We start from the raw sequence: 25,202 nt of genomic DNA on the forward strand, positions 1-25,202 counted from the left end.
TCGGCCTCCAGTTTCAGCCGAAGGCTGATAGAGCATTTGATTTACATTCAAAAGGGCGACAGGTTCGACTCCTGCACTGTCCATATGATTCGACGGGCTCGGGCGTGGTTTGCCTGGAGAAAATTTTTCTTTACAAAACAAAGAGGAGACAGTAAACTTTATCCCATACTGAATCCGGAATTTTCTACCGGGGACGTGGTGTAGCCTGGTTAACATGTCAGCTTGTCAAGCTGAAGATCGCGAGTTCAAATCTCGTCGTCCCCGCCATAAATCAAAAAACCCCACTAAAGAGTGGGGTTTTTTGTTGAGTCAGACGAAATTTGACCGGCCTTACTATTCCCCCGTCTTTTCCAAAACCACCGTCCCATGGTTCCATGCCCAGCCGGGCTCGTTGACCCAGTCGCCGAACTGGGCCGCGGGTTTGTAATGGGTTTGGATATACTGCCACAGCAGGGGACAGTGGGTCTCTCCGAAAATTCCCATACCGCCCTCGATCCGGACGCGCATGCGGCTGGACAGAACGATGGTGCGGACGCCTTTTGCCTCCAGCCCGGCGATGATGTCTTTTTCCTGTTCCGGGGTGATGTTGATGTGTTCAAAAAAGATGAGTTGACGCGTGGGGGACGCGCGGCCGGAGAGGTAGTAGTAGATCACGTCATAGGGCAGGGCGAAAAAGGTCTCGTCTTTCTTGAGGTGCGTTTCCAGATATCCGGTCGTCCGCTGGACGGTGTCGATCCATTGGGGCGCATTCCCGGTGATGACCTCCGCCCGCGGATGGGCCAGGTATTGCTCGGGGAGTTTTTTGGCGCGGATGATGTCGATCTGCTCGAACAGGTTGAGGGCCACGGCCAAGAGCAGGGTGCCAAAGAGGAGGACTTTCACCGCGGAGGCCATCCGCCGGAACGCGGTCTCCAGGACCAGGAACGTCAACAGGATGCTGAACGGTTTAGACCAGAACGTCCGGTAGAAAACCCCGCCATCGAGAAATTCGTGCAGGTGGGTCACGTAAAAGAAAACCAGGATCCCCGCCGCCAGGACCGTCCGGCGCTCCACGGCCTTTTGCGAGACAAGCGCGGCGGACTGCAGCGTTGCCGCGAGGATCAGGACCCCGAAAAATCTGTTCGGCCAGCTGATGTTCATGTTCATCCATGTGCCGTCGATCCAAAGCCTCACGACATCCAGAAACGCCATGTGATAGGGGTGGTCGCTTCTCAGGTACGGCAGGCATTGCCGGATATAGTAGAGCGGCAGGCCCTGCAGGAGCAGGGTGTAAACGGCGAAAAAGGCCAGGGGAAGGAACCCGAGCGCCGTGAGGTAAAACAGTTTCCGGCCGGAGGGTTTGGCGTATCCCTGAATGCGGTCAATGACAAAAACCGAGGCCGAGAATGAAAACAGCGCGCAGAGCCCGAAATTCACTTTGATGAGGCCGAGGATGAAGATCGCCGTCAAGCCCAGCCAGAGGAACCGGACTTTCCCCCCGGCCAGGTAGGAGAACAGGGCGGCGATGACCGCCGTGATCATGGTGATCCCGCCGGCGTGGTTGTAGGTGAAAAAGAAATCCGGCTGGAAACTCCAGAACCACAGCGCCCCCAGAAAGGCCCAGAGAGGAGCCATGAGCGCGGAAAGGGCGAGATAGCACAACACGCCGCTCAGGACGTTGAGGACCAGCTTTCCGAGGAGGATGCTGGGGACGGTCATGCCGAAAAACTTGAAGAACAGGCCGTAATAAGAAGGCATCAGGGGGCCGTACACCCACCAGTAATCCCGGTAAGGGACGTCTCCCCGCAAGGACGCGGCCGCGGCGTAAAGGTCGCGTCCGTGGTCGCCCTGGGACAGGGCTGGCTGATAGGTGATGTGATGCAGGAGGATGAGAACACCGGCTGAGGCGACCAGCAACGGCATGAGCCAGCGGTTCGTTTTCATGGGCGGCCTTGGGTTGGGGCTTTGGGTGGACGTGTAAGGCATGGTGACCCTGCTCCGTCACCGTTCGCTCGCGAGTTCGCTCACCTTCGCAGGGTCAATACCTTGGCCCCTCTGGGCCAAGGCACCTTTACTGAAACGCATGGGTTCACGCAGATCATTTACAATCGCCCCTCGTGTTCTGTAAATGATGCGCTTATTGATTATACGAGAGAAGGCGTTCTCCGGCAACACGATTCACCCAAAATTTGGTTATGGCACCGTGGGGAATGATGGTAAAATACCCGACGATGCGTAACCCGACAGATCATGCGCCGCGCTTTCGGCAAGACTGGGTGTGGCCCGCGCTGGCGTGCCTGGGGCTGGCCTTTGCCGTTTATTTCAACAGTCTGGGCGGTGACTTTCTTCTGGATGATTTTCTGGTCCTGTTCGGCGAAAAGGGGGTCGAGAATAAGTCGCTGGCGGGATTGTTCACCGGCTATCAATGGGATTTCTACCGCCCGGCCGGGCATGTGTTCCTTTGGGTTTGCCACCGCCTGTTCGGCGGCCTGGCGTGGCCGTATCACATGGCCAACCTAGTTTTGTTCGCCGTCATTTGTTTTCTGAATGTTCTGCTGGTTCGCAAGGTTTCGGGGGACAGGGCGCTCGCCCTTCTGGCCGGGCTGTTGTTTGCCGTGCATCCCATCAACGGGATGCTGGTCAATTACATCACGGCCAGCGTCATCGCCTCTGCCGTGATCTTTGCCCAGTTGAGTTTTTTGTTTTTTTTGTCGTATGACGGCGGGACCGGGCGGAAGGGCTGTTATCCCGCCAGTCTCCTGTTCTTTGTCTTGTCGCTTTTGTCGCATGAGCAGGCCATTGTCATGCCGGCGTATTGTGTTTTGTATTTTATCTTTTTGAAACCGGCCCCCTGGCAGCGGGCGGCGCGTGTGTGCCTGCCGTACGCGGTGATTGCGGTCGCGTATCTGGCGTTCCGTTTCACGGTGTTCAGCCTGACCTCAACGACGCATAAAACCATCCCGGTATTTCCGCCGGTGGAGGTGTACGCGGCCGCGTTGTTCAAGCTTTTGGCCTGGTATATGGAAAAGCTTGCCACCGGGCACGGGGTCCTGTTCCTCTGGACCGGAGACACGGTCCGGCCCGGGTCCTGGGAAATCACGACGATCGGGGCGGCCGTGATGGCGGGACTGGTTTACTGGGCATTCGCGAAGGGGCGGCGCGGCGTTCTGCCGTTCGGCCTTATGGTTTTTCTGATCGGCCTTGCGCCGATGGCGCTGGCCAGTTTCGCCTATTACCCGTTTTCCGAGCCGATCATTGAGCCGCACTGGTTTTATTTTTCGTCCATCGGGTTTTTTATCCTCGCGGCCCGCGGTCTCATCGCGCTCCGGGCGCGCATCAACCCGAAACTGGGGCTCGCGCTGTGCGCGGTCCTCGCCGGGTATTTGTGGATGCATGCGCTGAATCACAACGCGCTGTGGCGCCATCAGGAGATTTACTGCCGCTACTGGCTGTCGCTGAACGCCAAAAATATGACGCCGTATTACGGCCTGGGCAAATCCTTGCTTGAAAAGGGCGGATACGACGAAGCCATCGGGTACTTTACGCGCGGGCTCAAGGCCGTGGATTACTACAACGCCTTTATCCTCGCCGACCTGGGGTACGCCGAATTTCTGTCCGGCAACGCGGGCAGGGCCGGCAAGTTTTACGAAGAGGCCCTGAAGATGGACCCGGCGTATTCCGTGACGCATTATTATATCGGGCTGCTTTTGCTGAGAGACAACGACCGGGCCGGAGCGCGGGAGGCGTTCCGGCAGGCGATGCGGCTGTATCCGAAATCGAAACTTTACCCTAAATACATGGCGATTGCCGAAGCGATCCCATAGCGCCAACAATCAAGGAGACAACACCATGGTTACCATCGAAGAATTCAAGAAATTGGAACTGGTCATCGCCCAGATCAAGGAGGTCCAGGAGCATCCGGACGCGGACCGGCTCTATGTCCTTAAAGTCGACACGGGCAAGGAAATTAAACAGCTGGTCGCCGGGATCCGCAAATCCTACACCAAGGAGGAGCTCATCGGCCGCCGGGTGGTCGTCGTCAATAACCTTCAGCCGGCCGTGATCCGCGGCCAGGAATCGCAGGGCATGGTTTTGGCCGCCACCGATGAGGCCGGGATCACGGTCCTGAAGCCGGACCGGGACGTGGCCCTGGGCAGTATTGTGAAATAGGGAGGAGGGAGTCCAGTGGCGATCTTTACGGAATACATCCCCATGTCAACCAAAGGGGACACGGACGTGATCGACATCACGCCCAAGGTCCGGCAGATCCTGCGCAGTCTCAAGATCAAAAGCGGGATCGTGACCGTGAGCGTGGTCGGTTCCACCGGCGCCTTGACGACCTGCGAGTTCGAGCCCGGGCTTGTGCAGGACCTCAAGGAAATTTTTGAGAAACTGATCCCCCGGGGGCATTATCACCACGACCAGGCGTGGGGCGATGGCAACGCCCATTCGCACCTGCGCGCCTCCCTGGTGGGCCCGTCCTTGACCGTGCCCTTCAAGGACCATGAATTGATCCTCGGGACCTGGCAGCAGATCATCTTTCTGGATTTCGATAACCGCCGCCGGGAACGCAAGCTGGTTGCGCAGTTCATGGGGGAGTAAATGATCAAGGACATGAAGCCATTCGTGCCTTCGCAGGTCTGTTTGTCCTGCGACGGCTGCTGCCGGTTCAAAGAAGACACCAGCGCGTGGCGGCCCCAGGTGAGCGCGGAGGAAATCGCGCAGATGACCCGGACCCTCGGCTCGGGTCATACCCTCGCTCGGGATTCCGCCCCACGGGCCTCTGCCCGTGGGACTTCACCGAAGCTGGCCGATCAGGTCTTCCTGAAGACCAACGTCGCTTCCGACGGCCGGCTCAAGGCCATTCCGCACAAAGACGGCTGTATCTGTACTTTTTTTAATCCCCAGCATAATACCTGCGGGATGTATCATGCCCGCCCGTTCGACTGTCAATTGTATCCTTTTTTGCTCACCCGGCGTCAGGGCCGCGCGGCGGTGTGCGTCCATCTGAACTGCCCTTATGTCCAGGAAAAAAAAGATTCGGCCGAGTTTGACGCGTATGCCGCGTATCTGCGGGAATTTTTCCGGCGGGCGGACGTGCGGGACATGTTGGAGAAGCATCCGGCGCTGATCGGCGATTATTCGGAATACCAGGACGAACTTCAACCCCTTTTCGAGCTTGATCTCAACCTCGGAGGTTGAGGCCAACTTTCAACCTCCGAGGTTGGGACCGCGGGAAATCCGGACGATGTCCGACGACCTTCTAAAACAGAAGCCGCTGTTCGACCGGTATGCCGCCGCCTGCGCCTGCCCGCTGTCGGCATTTTCGTTTGTGAGCGTTTTTACGTGGGCGGATTTCTTCCGGTTTGAATTCCGGGCCATTGAAGACAATCTGTGCGTTTTCGCCTCCGACGACATCGGGACCTTTCTTTATCTCCCGCCCCTGGGCCGGGAGTTCAGCCCGAAGGCCGCGGATGCCGCCTTTGAGTTCATGCACCAGGCCAACCGCGGGCGGGGCGTGTCCCGCATCGACAACGTGCCAGAATCCTGGCGCAGGCATTTCCCGGAGGACAGGTTCCGTCATCAGTCCAAAGGGCACGAATACATTTATGTCCGGGAAGACATCGCCCTGCTGTCCGGCAACGCTTACAAGTCCCAGCGGGCCCTTTGCAACTATTTCGTGAAACATTATGATTTTGAATTCCGTTTTTTTGCGGCCGGCGACACGGCGGCGTGCCTGGACCTGTACGACCGCTGGAGCGCAGACCGGCGGGAGAAAAATACCGACGCTGTTTACCGGCAGATGCTGGATGATAACCGCCGCGTGCATGAACGGATCATGCGGTTTGCCTCCGCGCTGGGATTGACCGGGCGCGTGATCTCGGTGGACGGAACTGTCCGGGCGTACACCTTCGGATACGCGCTGACTCCGGAGATCTTCTGCATCCTGTGCGAGGTGGCGGACCTGCAGTTCAAAGGCATCGCGGTGACGATCTTCCGCGCGCTGTGCGACGACGGGGACATCCGCCGGTTCCGCTTTGTCAACGCCATGGACGATTTTGCCATGGCCAACGTGGCCCGTACGAAGATGTCGTTCAAGCCGGCGATCCTGTGGCCATCCTACACGGTGACGCGATTGAAGATATGACAGATATCCGCGATTTGCAAAATCAGGAGCTGGTGTTTTTCGACGTCGAAACCACGGGGCTCTCACCGGGCAACGGCGACCGTGTTGTCGAGATCGCGGCCTTGAAGGTCAAAGGGCTTAAGCCCGTGGCGCGGTTCCATTCCCTGGTGGATCCCCGCCGGGACATCTCCTGGGGCGCGTTCGCGGTCAACCGGATCACGCCGGAGATGCTGCGCGGCGCGCCGGTGGCCGGCGAGGTCCTGCCGGAATTTTTAGATTTCTGGGGCGGCGCCTGTCTGGTCGGCCACCATGTCCGCTTCGATTTGGGTTTTTTGATGAGCGAGTTGTCGCTGTCCGGCCTGTCCTGCCCGTCGCCGGTCCATGCCATCGACACGGTCCGGCTGGCCAGGTCGGTGATGCCGGGACTGGACAGATATTCGCTCGTTTCCGTGGCGTACGCCCTGGGTGTGGCCGACAGCCAGCGGCACCGGGCCATGGAAGACGTGGAGCTGACCTTTGCCATTTTTCGCAAACTGCTGGAAAAGGCGGCCTGGGTTTCCAGCGGATTGGTCGTGGAATTCCTGGGGTCCTGCGTCGAGGAATACTCTGTTTCCGTTTGATGAAAGAGCCGGGGCTGTGTTCCGCGCTCAGACAGTCCTCGCTCCTCGGCTTTTTCCGATGGAGGGATGAAAGCCTCGGGCTGCGCCTGCCTGCCGGCAGGCAGGGAACTCGCTCGGAACACAGCCCCGGCTCTTTTTATCCAAGAAGCGGGTACTGTGCAACAGTTTGGCTTGAGGTCAATGATGGATATTTTTCATGAGAGTCTGGATTTTTCCGGTCGGGGTTTTGAGGTCTTCAGCGCCTTCCGGGAAAAGCCGTATGTGTTTTTACTGGAGAGCAGTCTTGCGAGCGCTCCGTTGGGGCGGTTTTCCTTTATCGGATACGATCCGTATGATGTGTTCTCGGCCAGCGGGCCGCGGGCTTTCGAAAACCTGCGCCGCCGGTTTTTGAAGGCGGGGAAGACCGCTCCCTGTCGACTGACGCCGTTCCCGGCCGGGATGATGGGGTTTTTGAGCTATGACCTCGGGCTCCATTTTGAGGGGATCAAGCGGAGGACGCCGGACGACATCGGGACCCCGGAATGCCTGGCCGGATTTTATGACACGGTGATCACGGTGGATCACGTTTTGAAAAAACTCCACATCACCTCGACCGGCCTGCCTGAAAAATCCCGGGCCCTCCGACGCCAACGGGCCCTGGCGAGGATCCGGGCGGCCCGTCAGCGTTTGTCGGAAGGCGTGGCGGCAAGGTTTGATGCCGGACGCGCGCCTGCCGGGTCTTTTCGCAGTAATTTTACCAAAGACGGTTATCGCCGGGCCGTGCGCGCGGCCCTCGAACATATCCGCAGGGGAGATATTTATCAGGTCAACCTTTCACAGCGGTTCTGTTTCGAGGCCGGAAGGGGATCAGGGATCGGTCCGGTCCGCTTGTATGAATCGCTCCGGCGGCTTTCGCCGTCGAGTTTCGGGGGATATTTCGACGCCGGAGGATTTCAGATCGTCAGCAGTTCTCCGGAACGGTTCCTGTGCCTGCGGGGACGGAATGTCGAGACCCGTCCCATGAAAGGGACGCGGCCCCGGGGGGCGACATCAACCCAGGACAGGGAGAACCGGAGAGAACTGGTCCAAAGTCCCAAGGACAAAGCCGAGCTTTTGATGATCACGGATCTGGAGCGTAACGATCTTGGCCGGGTCTGCGAGTACGGTTCGGTGCGGGTCCGGCGGATGAGGACCCTGGAAAAATACAGGACGGTTTATCAGGCCACGTCAACCATTGAAGGAGCCCTTCGCAGGGACAGGGACGCTTTTGACCTTTTGAAGGCCTGTTTTCCCGGCGGGTCCATCACCGGCTGTCCCAAAATCCGGTCCATGGAAGTCATCGAGGAGCTGGAGCCGTCCCGCCGGTCGTTGTACACCGGGTCGTTGGGATACATCAGTTTGTCCGGCAATCTGGATTTCAATATTCTGATCCGGACCATGCTGGTGAAGGGGCGAAAGGTTTATTTTCACGCCGGCGGCGGGATCGTGGCGGACTCTGATCCGGACGCGGAATACGAGGAAACCCTGGTGAAGGCGAAGGCAATGCGAGAATGTTTGCAATAAGTTTTATAACCTTTGAGGGGACTGTTTGGTGCGAGGGCCGGGACGGTATCCCTTGCTCAAACAGTCCTCGCTCCTCGGCTTTTTCTGATGGGGGGATGAAAGCCTCGGGCTGCGGAACTCGCACGGGACACCGTCCCGGCCCTCTTTATCGAGTAGATTTGCTAACCATTGCGTAAGGAAAAAATGAAACGGTGGATATTTATTGACGGGAAATTCAGGCAGACGGAGGAGGGGGAGCTCCGTTCGTTGTCCCCGGGCCATGTCAAAGGCGATGGGGTCTTTGAGACGATCCGGGCCGTCGGCGGTCGGGTTTTCTTTGAAGAGGCGCACCTCGGCCGGTTAGAGAAGGGGTTGCGGGTCCTGCGCATTCCCGCCGTTTATCCCCGGGCGGTCCTGCGGGCGTTGCTGCGGGAAACGGTCCGCCGGAATCCTTGTTCCGACGGGCGGGCCCGCCTGATGGTTTGGCAGGAGGGAAGCCGGAGGCGCGTCGTTGTGGCGGCCCAGCCTTATCGTCCGTTTGCGAAAAGAATTTACCAAAGCGGCGTGTCTGCAGTGATCTTTCGCGCCGGAGCGCGGGCTCGCGAGATGTTCCGGTCGGTCAAATCCGTCCGGTATCGTCCCTTCCTGGATTTTTATCAGCGCGCCCGCAAAAAGGGATACGATGAGGCGGTCCTGACCGGCCCCGCCGGAAAGATCGTGGAAGGCAGCCGCAGTAATATTTTTTGGGTGAACAACGGACGGCTAACCACGCCGTCCCTGAAGACAGGGTGCCTCCCCGGCATTATCCGCGGGTGGGTCCTGGCAACGGCCCGGAAGAAGCGGACCCCGGTCCGTGAGGGGACCTGCGGCAGCGCTGATCTGGCCTTTGCCGACGAAGCGTTCCTGACCAATTCGTTGATCGGCATCATGCCTTTGACATCTTTGAACGGCCGCGGCATCGGAAGCGGACGGCCGGGGAGCGTGACGTTAAAGTTGATGCGTGAATACAACAGAACAGTAAGATGATCGGGCAAAAAAAATCAAAAAACTATTATCCGTTCATGGACACCTTCCGGGGGATATCCATCCTCTGGGTGATCATGCACCATGTGGATCATTTTTTCGACATGGAGACGATCCTGGGGCCGGCCCTGTTCCCGGTCTTTCATCTTTTCGCCAGGGTGGGTTTTCTGGGCGTTGACATGTTCTTCGTGATCAGCGGGTTTCTGATCACCGGTGTCCTGCTCGACGATCTCCGGGATCATGTGCGCGTGAAGCGGTTTTACCTGCGGCGGTTTTTCAAGATCGGCCCGCAGTATTTCCTGGCGGTCGTGATCGGGCTGGCCGTGTCCTGCTGGCTGACCTCTTCCGCCCCCGGCGGGGAAAAGGCGGGCACGGCAGGATTGTGGGGAGTGCTGGGGTATTTTGTCCTGCTCCAGAATTACATGGTCCAGGACCAGGTGCTGGCGCACACGTGGTCGCTCGCGATCGAGGAGCATTTTTATCTGATCTATCCGCTGATCCTTGCCTGGGTCTGCCGCCGCGCCGCGGGGTTTGAAGACCGCCGCCGGGCCCTGATCTGTTTTCTGGTGATTGTGATCGGGCTGATCAACCTCGTGAAGTTTATCGGCATCGACAAGGGGCTGGTTCCTTACCTGTTCGACTCGGCGCACGCTTTTCAGACCACGCATTACCGCATTGACGCGCTGATGTTCGGCTGTCTTTTGAAATACCTCGAGCCCTGGCTGTCACCGCCTCCGGGGAAGAGAGATACCGCAGGGGCGGTCTTCTTTTTCGCCGCGGGCATCCTGTTGTACGCTTATTTGATCTGGACCGGTGTCATGCGGTTTGTCTGGTTCACCTACATGATCGCTTACCTGGCGCCCGGGGCGATTTTCATTTCCGCCCTCAAGGGGCTCAGCGGCCAGCTGGACCACCCCTGGCTGCGCTGGGTCGGGAAAAGTTCCTATGGGACGTATCTGTGGCATTATATCGTGGCTTTCCCGCTGTTGCTGCTGATGCCGGTCCGAGCGTTTCATCACATCGGGACCGTTGCTCTTTATGTCATCCTCTGCCTGGCCGTGGGGACACTGTCCACCCGGACCTGGGAGAAGTATTTTCTCCGTCTGAGGGACCGGGTCGTGCCATAAAGGCCTGTTTTCATCCCGTCCGCAGCCCCTTCTTCCTCAAATTGAAAGACAGCGGGGCTGGGCGGGATTCCGCCGGGCGGCAGAGCCGCCCAAGGCCCACGGCTTAAAAGCCGTGGGCTCAATAGATTCATGAGTTTCCATTTGCCGGGCGCTGCGGATGCCGTTATAATGAATGCCATGAGAAAATTTTTCGCGGTTTTCCTAACAGTTTTGTTCGCTTGGGGGTGTCTAACGGTTTTGGCCGAAGACCTGCCGGCGGAGGAGCTGTATTCCGACGGGATGACCGCGGCCCAGGAGATCGAGTGGCAGAAAACCCTGCAGGACATCAAGAAGCAGACCAATGGCCTGGTCAAGGAAAACGAGGAATTGAACAAGGAATATGAGTTCCTTAAGGAGAAGCTGGGCGGCATGCAGGAAAAATACAATGAGCTGAAGACCCAGAACGTCAAGCTCGCGAGTGAGCAGAAAACGCTGCAGTCCCGCGAGGGAAAACAGCGTGCCGCCATGAGCAACACCGAGAGCAAGATTCGCGCCCTGGAGGCCCAGGCCGCCTCCTGGGAAGAGCGCAACCAGCCCTTGAGGGCGAGACTGACGGAACTTGACGACCAGAGCCGCGAGCGTCAGAAGCAGATCGAGGACCTCCAGACGCAAAAGCGTGAGCTCCTTTTGGATGTGCGCCTGATGGAAGCCTCCGGCGAGGACGCCGATGAGCTCCAGGATGCAGAGATCAAAAAGATGCGGGCGGAATTGTCCCGTTATGAGGACGAAGAGCGGACCCTCACCGCCGAGCTTGAAAAAGACCGCAGGCGGCTCCGGGAGGCCCAGGACAGCGCCTCCCGTCTTTCCGAGGAAAAGCGCGAACTGCAGTCCCGGATCGACGACCTGACCGCCAAAAAGACGGCGCAGGAGAGGGAGAACGAATCGTTGCGCAGAGGCAACGCCCAGCTGGCCGCCGAGTCCTCCCGGATCCCCGCGGATATCGTCAAAGAAAAAAGATCGCTCGAAGTCCGGGTCGCGGAACTGACCAAGGAACTGGAATCCATCCGGAAATCCGTGGCCGAGGCCTCGCTCGTGCTGGAAAATAAGCGCAATCTGATGAGCGAGATCATGAAGCTCGACGCCGAGAATCAGATCCTGCGCAGCAAGGTCCAGGACCTCATGCAGCGGATCGACGAGATCAAAGCAGCGGACGCGCCCGCCACCGAGTAGTTTCCCACCCTGGTGTTCCGATACAGCTGTTTTCTAAAAATCAGTTAAACGTGACCCTGCTTCGCAAACGTTCGCTCGCAAGCTCGCGCTCCGCAGGGCCTGCGGTTCATGCAACAACTTATGTTTACTGCGTAAGGATTATGACCCCCCGCATCCCGCCTTCGGCGGGAACCTGCGGGGTTAATTCCTGCCTGCCGGCAGGCGCCCGGCAAACTTACGTTCGCCTATGGCTCCGTAAGTTTGGGGCTCATTAATTTCTATGGTCTAACCGCCCGGCTTGCGTTATAATAATTTTTCAATTCGACGGCATTCGGCTGTTTTTCGGAACACTTCAGAGAAAGGGAGCCCGACATGGATGAGATCCTGGAGATCCTTAAAAAAGACGCGCGCACCTCGCCCGAGGACATCGCCAAGATGCTGGGCAAAGACGTGGCCGGCGTCAAAAAGGCCATCAAGAAGTTTGAGGACGACGGGATCATCGTCCAGTATACGGCCATCATCAACCAGGAGCAGGCGCGCGAGAACAACATCGTCCGGGCGCTCATCGAGGTCAGCGTAGCCCCGCAGAAGGACGCCGGTTTCGACGACGTGGCGGAGCGGATCTACAGCTTCCCGGAGGTCGTCAGCTGTTACCTGGTGTCCGGGACGTATGACCTCCTCGTGATCGTGGAGGGGGACAATATCCAGACGGTGTCGCACTTCATCGCGTCCAAACTGTCCCCGCTGGAGCACGTCCGGGGCACGACCACCCACTTTATGCTGAAGAAATACAAGGAAAGCGGCCGCACGTTCAAAAAATCGTCCAAAGGCAAACGGCCGAATATTTCATTTTAGACCCCATGGATTCCCGCATTTCAAAAATTGTTGAGAAAATGGCGCCGTCGGGCATCCGCGCCTTTTTTGATCTCGTCCTCGGCATGAAGGACGTCATCTCGCTGGGCGTGGGGGAGCCGGACTTTGTCACGCCCTGGCACATCCGCGAGAAAGCGATCACGTCCTTTGAGCAGGGCTATACCTCGTACACCTCCAACAAGGGCATGATCGAACTGCGCCGCGCCATCACCCGCTTTCTGGAGAACCGCTACGGCACCGGTTATGACCCGGAGGAAGAATGCCTTATCACCGTTGGGGTGAGCGAAGGGCTTGACCTGGCCGTCCGGGCGATCCTGAACCCCGGCGAAAAGGTCCTCATCCCCGAGCCGTGCTATGTCTCCTACGGCCCGGTGGTGGAGCTCGCCTGCGGCCAGCCGGTTTTCTTGAGGACGGACCTGAAAAACGGGTTCAAGCTCACTCCCGAACAGATCGACCGCGCCTGCGTCAAGGGCGTCCGGGCGCTCATGATCAATTATCCCGCCAACCCGACCGGCGCGTCTTACAACCGCCAGGAACTCACCGCCATCGCCCGGGTCGCCAAGAAACGGGGCCTGATCATCATCACGGACGAGGTTTACGACGAGCTGACGTATGATTTCGACCACACGCCGTTCGCTTCCATCCCCGGGATGAGGGACCGCGTCATCTATCTGAACGGTTTTTCCAAGGCCTATGCCATGACGGGCTTCCGGCTGGGGTGGGCCTGCGGGCCGGCCGACATCATCGCGGGCATGACCAAGATCCACCAGTACACGATGCTGTGCGCGTCCATCACCGCCCAGATGGCGGCGGTCGAAGCGCTCAAGAACGGGGCCCGGGCCGTGGCCGAGATGAAAAAGGAATATAACCGGCGGCGGCGTTATATCGTGGCCGCCCTGAACGAAATCGGCCTGCCCTGCCACATGCCGGAAGGGGCGTTCTACGTCTTTCCGTCGATCCGCGGCACGGGCCAGACGTCCATGGAGTTCGCGAAAGGCCTGCTGGACAAGAAGAAGGTGGCCCTTGTCCCGGGCGTCGCGTTCGGCCCGGTCGGAGAGGGGCACGTGCGGATCTCCTATGCTTCGAGCTTTGACAATCTCAAAGAAGCGATCGCCAGGATCAAGAGTTATCTGAAGCCCTGAACGGAACCTGATGAGAAGCGAGCGGGAAGACAAAAACATCGATTTTGAGATCGTCTTTTGCGAAAAGATCCTTGCCGAAAATCCGGATTTCCTGGAGGCCCTGGTCGCCGTCGGAGATCTTTATACCAAAAAGGGCCTGCACACCAAGGCCATCGAGATCGACAAGCGGCTGGCCCGGATGCGGCCGGAAGACCCGACCGTCCTTTACAACCTCGCGTGCAGTTATTCCCTGCTGGGTAACGTGGATGAGGCGTTTCAGGTCATGAAGCTGGCCATCCAGTCCGGTTACGACGATTTCGGGCATCTCCTGCGCGACAAGGACCTGGATCTCCTGTTGCAGGACACCCGCTTCCGCCGTTATCTCGAGGACCTTTCTCGCCCGAAAAACCCATGACGACCTCCGACACAGTTCGACAGTATCACCGCGCGCGTAAAATGTGCGCCTATGCCGGCTGGACCCTGGATACCGTGGTGTGGCTGTTGATGGCGGGCGGATTTTCCCTGATGGTCCGCGAAGGGGCCGCCGAATTTTCCTCGCACCAGGCCGTCATCAACGCGATCTACATCACGGTCCTGGCGGCCGGGATGTCCCTCCTGCATTTTCCTCTCCGTTTTTTTCTCGGGTTTATCCTGGAGCACAGCTTCCGGCTTTCCAACCAGACCTTTTTCGGCTGGTGGAAAGACGACCTGAAGCAGTCCGCCTTGGGCTTTGCCGTGATGCTGGTCCTTGTGGAAGTCCTTTACGCGTTTTTGGGCCGCTTCCCGTCGACGTGGTGGATCTGGGCCGCGGTTTTCTGGCTTTTTGTGGCCCTGTTCCTGGCGCGGATATTTCCGCAGTATATCATTCCGCTTTTTTTCAAATATTCCGCTGTCGAGAACACGGACCTGCGCGCCAGGATCCGGGACCTGTTCACGCGCTGCCGGGTCGAGCTAAAGGACGTTTACCTGATCGATCTTTCGACCAAGACCAAGAAAGCCAACGCCTTTGTCTGCGGGCTGGGCAAAAGCCGCCGGGTGGTGTTGAGCGACACGCTGGTGGCGAATTTCACCCCCGCCGAGATCGAGGCGGTTGTGGCCCATGAGATCGGGCACCATAAGCACAAGGACATCCTGAAGATCCTGGCGTTCAACACCGCACTGACGTTTCTGGGTTTTTATCTTTTGGACATGTTATTGCGGGAGCTGCTGCCCCGCCTGGGGGCGCAGCGGCTGGACGACATCGCGTATTTCCCGGTTCTGGCGCTGGCCGCCAATTTCTACGGACTCGTCACGGCGCCCCTGGCCAACGCCTTCAGCCGGCGGATCGAGACGCGGGCCGACCGGTTCAGCCTCGAGCTCACGCGCCGGACGGACGATTTTATTTCCATGATGAAAAAGCTCGGAGAATTGAACCTGGCGGATTTTGAGCCGTCGTGGTTCGATGTCATGATGTTTTACGATCATCCTCCCGTGGGGGAGAGGATCCGGTTCGCGCAGCAATTCAAAATGTCTTAGCCGCAGAAAGGATTCCGCTGTGAATTCGCGTATTTTTTCTTTGGTGGCTGGTTTGTTATGGGCCGTTGCCGCGTCTTCCGCCGGCGCTTCGGAGCCGCCCCGTTACGATATCCGGGCGCGTGTCGACGCCGCTCAAAAAAAGGTTGAGGCCTCCCAGACGGTTGTGTTCACCAACCCCGGCCCGGGCGATGCGGATGCCCTGTATTTTCAGATCCACGCCAACCGCCGGTATACAAAAAAAGAACAGGATTTTGTTTTTCGTTATGGCGGATATTTCAAGATCAATCCCTATCCGGAGAACTTTCAGCAGAGCCGGCTTGAGATCCGGTCGGTCACGTCCGGGAGCCGCGCGTTGCCGTTCGCGGTGGAGGGCAAGGACGAGACCCTGCTCAAGGTGACATTGGACCGCAGGCTTTCTCCCGGGCAGTCCGTCACGGTGCAGTTGGATTATGACCTCACCCTGCCGCACGCGTACGGCCGGTTCGGCTGGCACGAGCAGATCATCAAGCTGTCCCGCTGGTATCCGATCCTTTCGGTGTATAACGGCAAGGGCTGGAACAATTATCCGTTTTATCCGTTCCACCGGCCGTTCTTCAGCGAGGCGTCCCTTTATAACGTCGAGTTGACGGTCCCGGCCGATCAGACGGCCGCTCACACGGGTGTTGCGGGTTCCAGCCGCGAGAACGGCGACGGCACAAAAACCATTTCGCTTTCCACCCCGCAGCCGGTGCGCGAATTTACCATCGCCATGAGCCCGCAGTATGACGTCGTGGAGGAGGAATGGGAGGGGATCAAGATCAAGGTGTATTATCTCCCGGGCCGGCGTTTTGCGGCGGGCAAGGCCCTGTCGTACGCGAAATCCATGATGGCGTTTTACACAAAGAAGTTCGGCCAGTATCCCTATCCCGAGTTCAGCGTGGCGCCCGTCCACCTGGGCTACGGCGGAGAGCAGATGTCGAATTTGGTTTTCATCGACACCCGCGCTTTTGAGATGCCGGGTTTTCTGGACCGGTATTTCGATTTTCTGGTTTCTCATGAGACCGGCCACCAGTGGTTTTACAACCTGGTCGGGATCAACGAATACACCGAGATGTGGCTGGAGGAGGGGATCAACTCGTATTTCGTCCTGGAATATCTGGAATCAAAATACGGCCGCAACGCGTCGGTCCTGGAGTATCCTGCCTGGTTCTCGGATTGGGCGTGGACCGTGCCGGAGTTGACCTTCCGCCGGACGCGTGATGTCCGTTATAAAATGATCACCCGGACAGGGTATGATCACGCCGTGGTCAGCGACCTGGCCAGCTTCAGCGAGCCCAGCAGCATTTTTTCGCTGACCTATGGCAAGGGCGCGGGGATCGCCGCGATGCTCAAGGGCGTTGTGGGCGAGGAGGCCTTTGACCGGATCTTTCAGAGGGTCTTCAAGGAATACGCTTTCAAGAATTTGAGCATCGAAGAATTCATCCGTATCAGCCAGGAGGAAAGCCGCCGGGACCTGGGCTGGTTCTTCCAGCCGTGGCTCTATTCGGACGAGAAACTGGATTATGCCATCGCCAAAGTGGACGGCAAGGAGATCACAATCCGGGAAAAAGGCGGGATCCGGATGCCGTTGCAGATGCAGGTGGACTTCCGGGACGGGACGCAGAAGATCTATGACGTGGACATGCAGGGCAAAAATGAGGTGATCGTCCTCGAGGACAAAAAGCCGGTCAAGCGCCTGCAGCTGGACCCGAAAGATAAATTGCTCGACATTGACCGGACCAACGACCATTGGCCGAGGAAATTCCACCTTCGGCCCGTGCCGTTGTATCTGGGCCTTTATGAGATCCCGGCGCTGATGCCGGAGGATTCCTACAACATTGTCGTGGGCCCGGAGATCTCCAACGGCCTGGGGCTGAAAGCGTCGTTCCAGAAACCGTTCGATTACATCGCTTATGCCGGCACGGATTACGAGTTCGGCGAACAGCTGCACCACTCGCGCGTCGGTTACCGGTTGAACAATATCTTCGAGAGCCAGACCAGCGCGGGGGTCGAGATCTCCAACACCAAGGACTATGAGAACGGCCAGGATGACCTTGCCAGCGGCAAGGTGTATCTGCGCCGCGAGCTGTGGCCGGCCCCGTACAACGTGGCGGACCTGAATGACCATGTTTCGTTATACCTCCTGCGCAACCGCAACATCAACGACGGAGCCGATATCATCTCCGGTCGCGAGGACGGGCGCAATATCGATTACAGCCGCCGCAACGAGTCCATTGCCGGCGTCGCGCTGCATCTGGACCGCTCCGGGCCGTCGCCCGAACCGGTGCGCGGGTACAAGTTGGATGTGTTCGCGGAGAACGCCGGGCATTTTTGGGGCGCGACCCAATATTTTTTCCGCGAGGCGGCGGATGTCAGCGTGTATCAAGCGGTCACGCCCCGCTCGCGGCTGGCCGGCCGGCTGAAGGCCGGCGCCGGGCATCCGGACGACAAGGCGTTGTTCTATCTCGGCGGGATGGACGGCTTGAGGGGGTATGAATTGAAAAGCGTGCGCGGCGCCAACGCGCTTCTGGGCAGCGTGGAATACCGTTTCCCGGTGAAGGACAACCTGAAGTTGCATTTTTTTGATAATTTGATCGGCATTGAATCGATCGGCGGCGTGGTGTTCGCCGACGCCGGGCAGAGCTGGTTCTCGGAATTCAAAAATTCGTCTTTAAAGAGGGACGCCGGGGTGGGGCTCCGCATGACGGTCAACTTCGGATCTCTTCTGGAAAAAGCCGTGATCCGCGCCGACGTGGCCCAGGCGATCAGCGATGACGACGAGGACGATCCCCGGTTTTGGTTCGGGGTGAATCATAGTTTTTAGAAAATGACGACGGTTGGGAGAGTGTGTCCCCTGCTCAAACAGTCCTCGCTCCTCAGCTTTTTCTAAATAAAAGCTGCGGGTAAGCTTCGGGCTGCGGAACTCGCCTGGGACACACTCTCCCAACCGTCTCAAACGCCATGAGGTGAAACATGAAATCCTATCGCGAGGAATTGTGGTTCAACACCAAGACCCGGCGGGCGTATATCAACATCAGCGACAAGGTTCAGGCGGTCATCGACAAGAGCGGGATCAAGGAAGGTTTGTGCCTGGTCAACGCCATGCACATCACGGCCAGCGTTTACATCAATGATGATGAGGACGGCCTCCTGAACGATTACGACGAGTGGCTGGAGAAACTGGCCCCGCACGAGCCGGTCTCGAAATACCGGCACAACAACACCGGCGAGGACAACGCCGACGCGCACATGAAGCGCCAGATCATGGGCCGCGAGGTCGTGGTGGCGGTGACCAACGGCAAACTGGATTTCGGGCCGTGGGAGCAGATTTTTTACGGCGAGTTCGATGGGCGGCGCAATAAACGCGCCTTGGTAAAGGTTATTGGGGAATGAAAGAAAAGCGTTTAGCGGTCAGCGTATAGCGAATAGGGGCAGATTCTGGATTTAAGATTTTCTATACGCTAAACGCTTTACGCTATCCGCTTATAAAAGGAGCTGAACAATGAGTCTATTGGTTTTCGGCACCGTGGCTTTGGACAACGTCAAAACGCCTTCCGGCGACCGTAATGACATGCTGGGGGGATCGGCGGCGCATTTTTCCATGGCCGCGCGGCTTTTCACCGACGTTCATCTGGTCGCCGGGGTGGGCAAGGATTTCCCGGCCGCCCAGCTGGAATTCCTGAAAAAGAAGGGACTGGACACCTCGTCCCTCAAAGAGGTCGACGGCACCACCTTCCGCTGGGAAGGGGAATATAAGAAGGAAGACCTCAACACGGCCCTGACTTTACAGACGCAATTGGGCGTCCTGCAGACGTATGTCCCGGAGATCCATCCGGCCCAGGCCGAGTTTCCCTATATATTCATGGGGAATTATGACCCGGACGTGCAGGCGCAATTGCTTCCGTTGCTGAAAAAACCGAGACTGGTCGGACTGGACAGCATGAACCTGTGGATCAACACCAAACGGCAGTCCCTGCTGAAGCTGATGAAGCAGGTGGACCTGTTCGTGGCCAATGACGCGGAAGCGCGCGCCCTCTCCGAGGAGGATAATCTGATACGCGCGGCCAGGCGCCTGCGCCAGTGCGGGCCGAAGCTTATCGTCATTAAAAAAGGCGAGCACGGCGTTCTGGTTTACAGCGATGATTTCATGTTCTCCTTCCCGGCCTACCCGATCGAACAAGTGGTGGACCCGACCGGCGCGGGAGACACCTTTGCCGGCGGGCTGATGGGATATTTGACCGGCGTGAAGAAATTCACGCGGACGGCCCTGAAAAAAGCGGTCCTGCACGCCACCGTGCTGGCCTCATTCAATGTCGAAGGGTTCGGCATGGAACGGACCGCGCATCTGACCATCGGCGAAGTGCAGGACCGGCTGAAGGATTTTACAAAGTTTATTTCTGTGGTTTGAATCGAAAGGACGTGAACGTGGACGGTTGGATCGAAAAAATCGGATTTGTCGCGGCGGTTGTCCTGCCGCTGTGGAATATTCCCCTGGTCTGGAGGATCGTCAAACGGAGATCGTCCCAGGACATCAGTCTGGCCTGGGCGGTGGGCGTGTGGATTTGCATCATTCTCATGTTTCCCGCCGGGCTCAAGTCGCCGGACGCCACGTGGAGGGTCTTCAATATCATGAACACGGTCCTGTTCACGACCGTGGTGCTCGCCACCCTGCGGTTCCGCAAGGGGCCGGGGCCGGTGGCCCCATGAGCGAAGCCCCGGAGAAGAAATCGTTTCGCAGCGGCATGGTGTCCATCGTCGGCCGGCCCAACGTGGGGAAATCCACTCTGCTCAACCTCCTGGTCGGCGAGAAGGTGGCGATCGTCTCCAAGGTCCCGCAGACCACGCGCAACAAGGTGCGCGGGATTTACCGCGACGAGAGGGGCCAGATCGTTTTCATCGACACGCCCGGCCTGGTCCCGGGCCGGGACAAACTGGACCACTTCCTGAAGAAATCTTCCCTGGAGACGATGCACGACGTGGACTGCGTGATCCACCTGGTGGACACCAGCGAGCCGGTCGGGCCGGAGGAAGAGGAGCTTGTCCGGCGGCTGAGGACCGTCAAGGGCCCGGTCCTCCTCGGGTTGAACAAGATCGATCTGAAGGGCAAGTTCACCCACGAGTACATCGAGCTGTGGGAAAAAGTCAAAGGCAAGCCCGCGACAGAGATCGGCAACCTGATGCCGATCATCCTTTCGGGCAAGACCGGCGTCAACACGGACGATCTTTTATCGCTTCTCTTTGAGCGTATTCCGGAAGGCGAAGCGCTGTATCCCGACGACATGGTGGTGGACGTCCCGCAGAAGATGATGATCTCTGACCTGATCAGGGAAAAGTTTCTCAACATCCTGCGCCAGGAGCTTCCCCATTCCATCGCGGTCTTTATCGAGCACATGGAGCCCCGCAGCGACAAGCTGACGCACATCAAAGCCCTGGTCATGGTCGAAAAAGAGTCTCAGAAAATGATCGTGATCGGCAAGGACGGGAAGGTCCTTAAAAAAGTGGGGACCCAGGCCCGCCGGGAGATCGAGGAGCTGATCGGCACCAAAGTTTTTCTGGAGATCTACGTCAAGGTTGAAAAGAACTGGCGGGACAATGATTCGGTGCTGTTCGACCTCGGATATTATGGCGAATGAGCACATCATTTACGGAGTCCGCAGGACGACGTAAATGATGAGTGCGAACCCGTCGGCTTCGCTCAGGGTGGTTTGGCCCAGAGGGGCCAAACCATTCGCCCTGCTCCGGTGAGCGAGCCTGCGAGCGAACGTTGACGGAGCAGGGCTACAGCAGATAAATCATAATGAAATTATTCCCCGCCTGCACTGTCGCGCAAATCCAAGAACTCGACCGGTTGGCCATTGAACGCTATCGCATCCCGTCGCTGATTTTGATGGAGAATGCCGGACGGGCCGTGGCCGTGGAAACGATGAAGTCTTTGCGTGCCCGCCGCCGGGTATCGGTCGTTTGCGGGGCCGGCAACAACGCGGGCGATGGGTTTGTCGCGGCCCGGCACCTGCTCAACGCCGGCGTTCAGACGGAGATCTGGCTGATCGGACCGCCGGACCGGTTGAAACCAGATGCCGCGGTGAATTTCCGGATCCTCAAGGCGTGCGGGTTTCCGGTCCTGCCGTTTTCGGGCAACCCCCGGGCATTTGAAAATAAAATCCGCCGGGCCGACGTGATCGTGGACGCGATCTTCGGCGTCGGGCTGAACCGCGAGATCACCGGGCCGTTCCGGTCCGCGATCGAAGCGATCAATGCCGCGAGAAAATATGTCGTGTCCGCGGACATCCCCTCGGGTCTGGACGGCACGACAGGACAGGTTTACGGCGTTTGCGTGAAGGCCCGTAAGACCGTGACGTTCAGTTCTCCGAAAAAAGGTTTCACCTTAGGGCAAGGCCCGGCGTTCACAGGCCGCGTCATCGTCGCCGACATCGGCATCCCCGGGAAAATCAAAAAGGAAGCATGGCATGGCCGTTAATAATATCAATATCCATGACGTCGTGGGCCGCTTGCGCCTGGCGCTCAAGGACCTGCCGGACCCGTCGGTGACCCTGGTCGGGAAACGGTGGAAGAGTCCTTTCCTCGTGCTTGTTTCCTGCATTTTGAGCCTGCGCACCAAAGACCAGACCACCCTGCCCGCGTCGGAGCGGCTGTTCGCCCTGGCCGACACGCCGCAGACAATGCTCAAGCTCACCCCCAAACAGATCGAGAAGGCCGTTTATCCCGTCGGGTTTTACAAAACCAAGGCGAGGGTGATCCTGGGGATATGCCGGGACATCCTGGAGAAATTCGGCGGCCGCGTGCCGGACGACATCGAGACCTTGATGACGATGAAGGGGGTCGGCCGCAAGACGGCGAACCTCGTTCTCACGGAGGGATTTCAGAAACCCGCGATGTGCGTGGACACGCACGTTCACCGGATCTCCAACCGGTTCGGCTATGTGAAAACGAAAAACCCGGAAGAAACGGAAATGGCCCTGCGCGCCAAGCTCCCGGCGGAATACTGGATGGAATACAACTCGCTTCTTGTCCTCTGGGGGCAGAACGTCTGCAAGCCGGTCTCACCGCTGTGCTCCCGGTGCCCGGTTTCCGGATTTTGCCAGAGGAGAGGGGTCGGGACAAGGCGGTAAATGTCCTTTCTTTTTGAGTTTCAGGGGTTTTGGCGCGAGAATAATAATATTTTATGTGAATTTTGCTTAATATTTCTTGACAATCATACGGGGGTATGATAAAAAATTGACAGAATAAAGAATTCTTGAATAAAAATTTTTTTAAATAAAACGCTTTTATTGCCCGACGGAAAAAGTGACCGGAAAAAAGACGGGCCACAAGAAATTCAAAGGAGATTTATCAAATTGCAATAATCGGAGCGGATGAGGGAACCTTGAAGCAACGCGGGGTTCCTTTTTTTTGTGCGAAAAATGGGAAAAATCATCGGAATCACATATGATCTGAAGTCGGACTGGCAGTTCAGTCCTGACGACCCGCCGGACGCCAACGCGGAGCTGGATACGGGCGAAACCCTGGATTTCGTCTGCCAGGCGATCGAGGCCGGCGGCCACCGCGTCAAGAGGATCGGGAACGCCCGCAATCTTCTCGCGCAGATCGGGGATCTCGGCGTGGACCTCGTGTTCAACATCTGCGAAGGGTACACGGGACGCAACCGGGAGTCGCAGGTCCCGACGATCCTCGAGATGTACGGGATCCCGTATGTCGGGTCCGACGCCCTGACGCTGGGGATCTCTCTGGACAAGATCGTGGCCAAGAAATGCTTCATCGCCGACGGGATCCCGACGGCCGCCTATTTCGAGGCCTATCCGTGGGACGACCTCAAGGCGCTGAATACGATCGGATTCCCTTTGATCGTCAAGCCGAAGCACGAAGGGTCTTCCAAAGGGCTGAGCGAAAAATCCCGCGTCACGGACCACGAGAGTTTGAAGAGCCAGGTGGGGTGGATCTATACGAAGTATCAGCAGGCCGCGATCGTCGAGCAATTTATCCGGGGGACGGAATTCACGGTCGCTGTCCTGGGGAACAAGAACCCCCAGGCCATGCCGGTCTGCCAGGTGCATCTCGACGGCAGCGTGAACCTGGGAGACAATTTTTACACCCACGCCCGCTTGAGCTATGACGGGCTCGGGTACGTTTGCCCCTCTCCCATTTCCGCCGCTTTGGAGCGCAGGCTGCAGGATTGGTCCGTGCGGGCTTATCAGTCGCTCGGATGTTTGGATTTCGGACGGGTGGATTTCCGTGTGGACGACCAGGAGAATCCCTATGTCCTGGAGATCAACCCTTTGCCGTCTTTGGCCAAAAAAGACGTTTTTAATATATTCCCACAGGTCCTCGGCTCCACATACGAGAAAACGGTCAATCAGGTGATCAACAACGCGCTGGAACGCTACGGCATGACCGGGGACAACGAGAAGCAGGTATCGTCGGTGGGAAGTGCGAGAAACCGATAACGATCCATTTTGAAAAAAGCGAGGGCGAGCGAAAATGAACCCCATCGGAACCTTGGATAAAGATATTGCCTTGTCCGCCAGCCATCTTGTCGCGGAACCGCAGATCCCCCTGAGCGAGGATGAGCAGAGGGTCCTGAGCCACTTCAAGGGCGCGACGGCGCTGGACTGGGAAGACTGGCGCTGGCAGATCCGCAACCGGATCCGGACCAAAGAGGTCATTGCCAAGCTGATGAAGCTCACGCCGGCGGAAACGCGCGGCATCGACGGCGCGGGCGGCAAGCTGACGATGTCCATCCCGCCGTATTTCGCGGCTCTGATCGATCCCGACAATCCGAAATGCCCGATCCGCCTGCAGAGCGTCCCGCAGGATTATGAGCTCCAGACCGCGCCGGAAGAGATGTCCGACCCGTGCGGCGAGGACAAGAACTCCCCGGTCCACGGCCTGGTGCACCGCTATCCGGACCGCGTGCTGTTTCTGGTCAACGAGATGTGCGCGATGTATTGCCGTTATTGCACCCGTTCCCGCATGGTCGGCGACGGCAACCGGACCCTGAGCACCGCGACCTATGAGGCCGCCTTCGATTATATCCGCAAGCACAAGAAGATCCGCGACGTCCTGATTTCCGGCGGGGATCCCCTGACCCTGGCGGACAATCTGCTGGAATACATCATCAAGAACGTGAAGGCGATCCCGCACGTGGAATTCGTCCGCATCGGCACGCGCATCCCCGTGACCCTGCCCCAGCGGGTGACGCCCAACCTGGTGAAGATGCTCAAGAAATACAGCCCGATCTGGATGAGCGTCCATTTTAACCATCCGAAGGAGGTCACACCGCGCGTCAAATACGCCTGCAATCTCCTGGCCGACAGCGGGATCCCGATGGGCAGTCAGACGGTCCTCCTCAAAGGCGTCAACGACAGCCCGGCGGTGATGAAAAAGCTCTTCCATGAGCTCTTGAAGATCCGCGTGAGGCCGTATTACATCTATCAGTGCGATCCCATCCTTGGGTCGAAGCATTTCCGCACGCCCGTTTCCGTCGGCATCAACATCATGGAAAACCTGCGCGGCCACACCACCGGCTACGCGGTCCCCACGTATGTCATCGACGCCCCCGGCGGCGGCGGGAAGATCCCGATCAATCCCAATTACGTCGTGGCCCACGCGGACGGGAAGTACACGATCCGCAATTACGCGGGCGAGCAGTACACGTATTACGACCCGTAACCCTGTCGATTTTCCAGGATTAGATTTGCCACCGGCAGGGATTATTTTGCCTCTTCTCCTTACAGAGAAGAGGCTTTTTTTCTCATTCCCTTATCCCAGCCTCGCAGATTGAGAGTCGCCTCAACCTGCGAGGTTGAGGAGGGGGGACCAGAGATGGCACTTTACATTTAGGGAAAGTGTAATATAATAAATCCTTTAACAGGCAGTTTCACCACAAATCCATCGCAAAGGCGGGTGATTACAGAAATGGTCGAAGTCAAAATTACGGACAAAAACGGCTTTGAGAAGGCCATGCGCATCTTCAAGAAGCAGTGCCAGAAGGAAGGCTTTCTCGTCGAGCTCAAAGAGCGCCGCTACTATTCCAAGCCGTCCGAACGCAAGCGTCGCAAGAAATAACAGGGAT

Annotated in this window: 25 protein-coding genes and 2 tRNA genes; 26 read left to right on the forward strand and 1 reads right to left on the reverse strand. The window is 58.0% G+C overall.

The window, feature by feature from the left end; all coding sequences use genetic code 11:
* Positions 1 to 9: 9 nt before the first annotated feature.
* Together Q8Q08_06335 and Q8Q08_06340 are read left to right on the forward strand one after the other, a co-directional pair.
* Positions 10 to 83, forward strand: a tRNA-Val gene (locus tag Q8Q08_06335).
* Positions 84 to 189: 106 nt separating this feature from the next.
* Positions 190 to 267: transfer RNA gene (locus Q8Q08_06340), tRNA-Asp, on the forward strand.
* Between the two features lie 66 nt (positions 268 to 333).
* Here the strand turns inward: Q8Q08_06340 and Q8Q08_06345 are convergent.
* Positions 334 to 1,923, reverse strand: a complete 1,590-nt coding sequence (locus Q8Q08_06345) for a hypothetical protein (GenBank protein ID MDP2653634.1) — start codon at positions 1,921 to 1,923, stop codon at positions 334 to 336.
* Between the two features lie 287 nt (positions 1,924 to 2,210).
* Here Q8Q08_06345 and Q8Q08_06350 point away from each other — a divergent pair, with 287 nt between their 5' ends.
* The 24 genes from Q8Q08_06350 to rpsU all read left to right on the forward strand — a co-directional run bounded on the left by Q8Q08_06350 (position 2,211) and on the right by rpsU (position 25,195).
* Positions 2,211 to 3,803 (forward strand): glycosyltransferase family 39 protein, encoded by a 1,593-nt coding sequence (locus Q8Q08_06350; protein MDP2653635.1) that lies wholly within the window; start codon positions 2,211 to 2,213, stop codon positions 3,801 to 3,803.
* 25 nt (positions 3,804 to 3,828) lie between these two features.
* Positions 3,829 to 4,149, forward strand: coding sequence for a methionine--tRNA ligase subunit beta (locus Q8Q08_06355; GenBank protein ID MDP2653636.1), 321 nt, complete (start codon positions 3,829 to 3,831; stop codon positions 4,147 to 4,149).
* Between the two features lie 42 nt (positions 4,150 to 4,191).
* Positions 4,192 to 4,581 carry a secondary thiamine-phosphate synthase enzyme YjbQ gene (locus Q8Q08_06360; GenBank protein MDP2653637.1) on the forward strand — a complete coding sequence of 130 codons (390 nt, stop codon included), beginning with the start codon at positions 4,192 to 4,194 and terminating at the stop codon, positions 4,579 to 4,581.
* Positions 4,582 to 5,181, forward strand: a complete 600-nt coding sequence (locus Q8Q08_06365) for a YkgJ family cysteine cluster protein (GenBank protein MDP2653638.1) — start codon at positions 4,582 to 4,584, stop codon at positions 5,179 to 5,181.
* Positions 5,182 to 5,227: 46 nt separating this feature from the next.
* The gene (locus Q8Q08_06370; GenBank protein ID MDP2653639.1) at positions 5,228 to 6,127 is read left to right on the forward strand and encodes a hypothetical protein; all 900 of its coding nucleotides are present in this window, start codon (positions 5,228 to 5,230) and stop codon (positions 6,125 to 6,127) included.
* Positions 6,124 to 6,726, forward strand: a complete 603-nt coding sequence (locus Q8Q08_06375; GenBank protein ID MDP2653640.1) for a 3'-5' exonuclease — start codon at positions 6,124 to 6,126, stop codon at positions 6,724 to 6,726. The genes Q8Q08_06370 and Q8Q08_06375 overlap by 4 nt, the downstream gene beginning before the upstream one ends.
* A gap of 180 nt (positions 6,727 to 6,906) precedes the next feature.
* Positions 6,907 to 8,268 (forward strand): anthranilate synthase component I family protein, encoded by a 1,362-nt coding sequence (locus Q8Q08_06380; protein MDP2653641.1) that lies wholly within the window; start codon positions 6,907 to 6,909, stop codon positions 8,266 to 8,268.
* Positions 8,269 to 8,451: 183 nt separating this feature from the next.
* Positions 8,452 to 9,273, forward strand: coding sequence for an aminotransferase class IV (locus Q8Q08_06385; protein MDP2653642.1), 822 nt, complete (start codon positions 8,452 to 8,454; stop codon positions 9,271 to 9,273).
* Positions 9,270 to 10,397 carry an acyltransferase gene (locus Q8Q08_06390; GenBank protein ID MDP2653643.1) on the forward strand — a complete coding sequence of 376 codons (1,128 nt, stop codon included), beginning with the start codon at positions 9,270 to 9,272 and terminating at the stop codon, positions 10,395 to 10,397. Before Q8Q08_06385 ends, Q8Q08_06390 begins: the two co-directional genes overlap by 4 nt.
* Positions 10,398 to 10,574: 177 nt before the next feature.
* Positions 10,575 to 11,606, forward strand: a complete 1,032-nt coding sequence (locus Q8Q08_06395) for a hypothetical protein (GenBank protein ID MDP2653644.1) — start codon at positions 10,575 to 10,577, stop codon at positions 11,604 to 11,606.
* A gap of 351 nt (positions 11,607 to 11,957) precedes the next feature.
* On the forward strand, positions 11,958 to 12,440 hold the full coding sequence (locus tag Q8Q08_06400; GenBank protein ID MDP2653645.1) for an Lrp/AsnC family transcriptional regulator: 483 nt from the start codon (positions 11,958 to 11,960) through the stop codon (positions 12,438 to 12,440).
* 5 nt (positions 12,441 to 12,445) lie between these two features.
* The gene (locus Q8Q08_06405; GenBank protein ID MDP2653646.1) at positions 12,446 to 13,600 is read left to right on the forward strand and encodes an aminotransferase class I/II-fold pyridoxal phosphate-dependent enzyme; all 1,155 of its coding nucleotides are present in this window, start codon (positions 12,446 to 12,448) and stop codon (positions 13,598 to 13,600) included.
* Between the two features lie 10 nt (positions 13,601 to 13,610).
* Positions 13,611 to 13,994, forward strand: a complete 384-nt coding sequence (locus Q8Q08_06410) for a hypothetical protein (protein ID MDP2653647.1) — start codon at positions 13,611 to 13,613, stop codon at positions 13,992 to 13,994.
* Complete coding sequence (locus Q8Q08_06415; GenBank protein ID MDP2653648.1) at positions 13,991 to 15,094, forward strand: M48 family metallopeptidase; 1,104 nt, start codon at positions 13,991 to 13,993, stop codon at positions 15,092 to 15,094. Before Q8Q08_06410 ends, Q8Q08_06415 begins: the two co-directional genes overlap by 4 nt.
* Before the next feature lie 19 nt (positions 15,095 to 15,113).
* Positions 15,114 to 17,936 carry a M1 family aminopeptidase gene (locus tag Q8Q08_06420; protein ID MDP2653649.1) on the forward strand — a complete coding sequence of 941 codons (2,823 nt, stop codon included), beginning with the start codon at positions 15,114 to 15,116 and terminating at the stop codon, positions 17,934 to 17,936.
* A 149-nt stretch (positions 17,937 to 18,085) separates the two neighbouring features.
* Positions 18,086 to 18,505: a secondary thiamine-phosphate synthase enzyme YjbQ gene (locus Q8Q08_06425; protein MDP2653650.1), complete on the forward strand. Its 420-nt coding sequence runs from the start codon at positions 18,086 to 18,088 to the stop codon at positions 18,503 to 18,505.
* Positions 18,506 to 18,614: 109 nt separating this feature from the next.
* A complete protein-coding gene (locus Q8Q08_06430) occupies positions 18,615 to 19,520 on the forward strand; it encodes a PfkB family carbohydrate kinase (protein MDP2653651.1) in 906 nt (301 codons plus the stop codon).
* 17 nt (positions 19,521 to 19,537) lie between these two features.
* Positions 19,538 to 19,819: a hypothetical protein gene (locus Q8Q08_06435; protein ID MDP2653652.1), complete on the forward strand. Its 282-nt coding sequence runs from the start codon at positions 19,538 to 19,540 to the stop codon at positions 19,817 to 19,819.
* Positions 19,816 to 20,745: a GTPase Era gene (era, locus tag Q8Q08_06440; protein MDP2653653.1), complete on the forward strand. Its 930-nt coding sequence runs from the start codon at positions 19,816 to 19,818 to the stop codon at positions 20,743 to 20,745. The genes Q8Q08_06435 and era overlap by 4 nt, the downstream gene beginning before the upstream one ends.
* 164 nt (positions 20,746 to 20,909) lie before the next feature.
* Positions 20,910 to 21,590 (forward strand): NAD(P)H-hydrate epimerase, encoded by a 681-nt coding sequence (locus Q8Q08_06445; protein MDP2653654.1) that lies wholly within the window; start codon positions 20,910 to 20,912, stop codon positions 21,588 to 21,590.
* Complete coding sequence (gene nth / locus Q8Q08_06450; GenBank protein ID MDP2653655.1) at positions 21,580 to 22,242, forward strand: endonuclease III; 663 nt, start codon at positions 21,580 to 21,582, stop codon at positions 22,240 to 22,242. Before Q8Q08_06445 ends, nth begins: the two co-directional genes overlap by 11 nt.
* 291 nt (positions 22,243 to 22,533) lie before the next feature.
* The gene (locus tag Q8Q08_06455; protein MDP2653656.1) at positions 22,534 to 23,574 is read left to right on the forward strand and encodes an ATP-grasp domain-containing protein; all 1,041 of its coding nucleotides are present in this window, start codon (positions 22,534 to 22,536) and stop codon (positions 23,572 to 23,574) included.
* Between the two features lie 34 nt (positions 23,575 to 23,608).
* A complete protein-coding gene (locus tag Q8Q08_06460; protein ID MDP2653657.1) occupies positions 23,609 to 24,799 on the forward strand; it encodes a KamA family radical SAM protein in 1,191 nt (396 codons plus the stop codon).
* A gap of 246 nt (positions 24,800 to 25,045) precedes the next feature.
* Positions 25,046 to 25,195: a 30S ribosomal protein S21 gene (rpsU, locus tag Q8Q08_06465; GenBank protein ID MDP2653658.1), complete on the forward strand. Its 150-nt coding sequence runs from the start codon at positions 25,046 to 25,048 to the stop codon at positions 25,193 to 25,195.
* Positions 25,196 to 25,202: the final 7 nt, after the last annotated feature.

Source organism: Candidatus Omnitrophota bacterium, assembly GCA_030688425.1.
GTDB lineage: Bacteria > Omnitrophota > Gorgyraeia > Zapsychrales > JANLHA01 > JAUYIB01.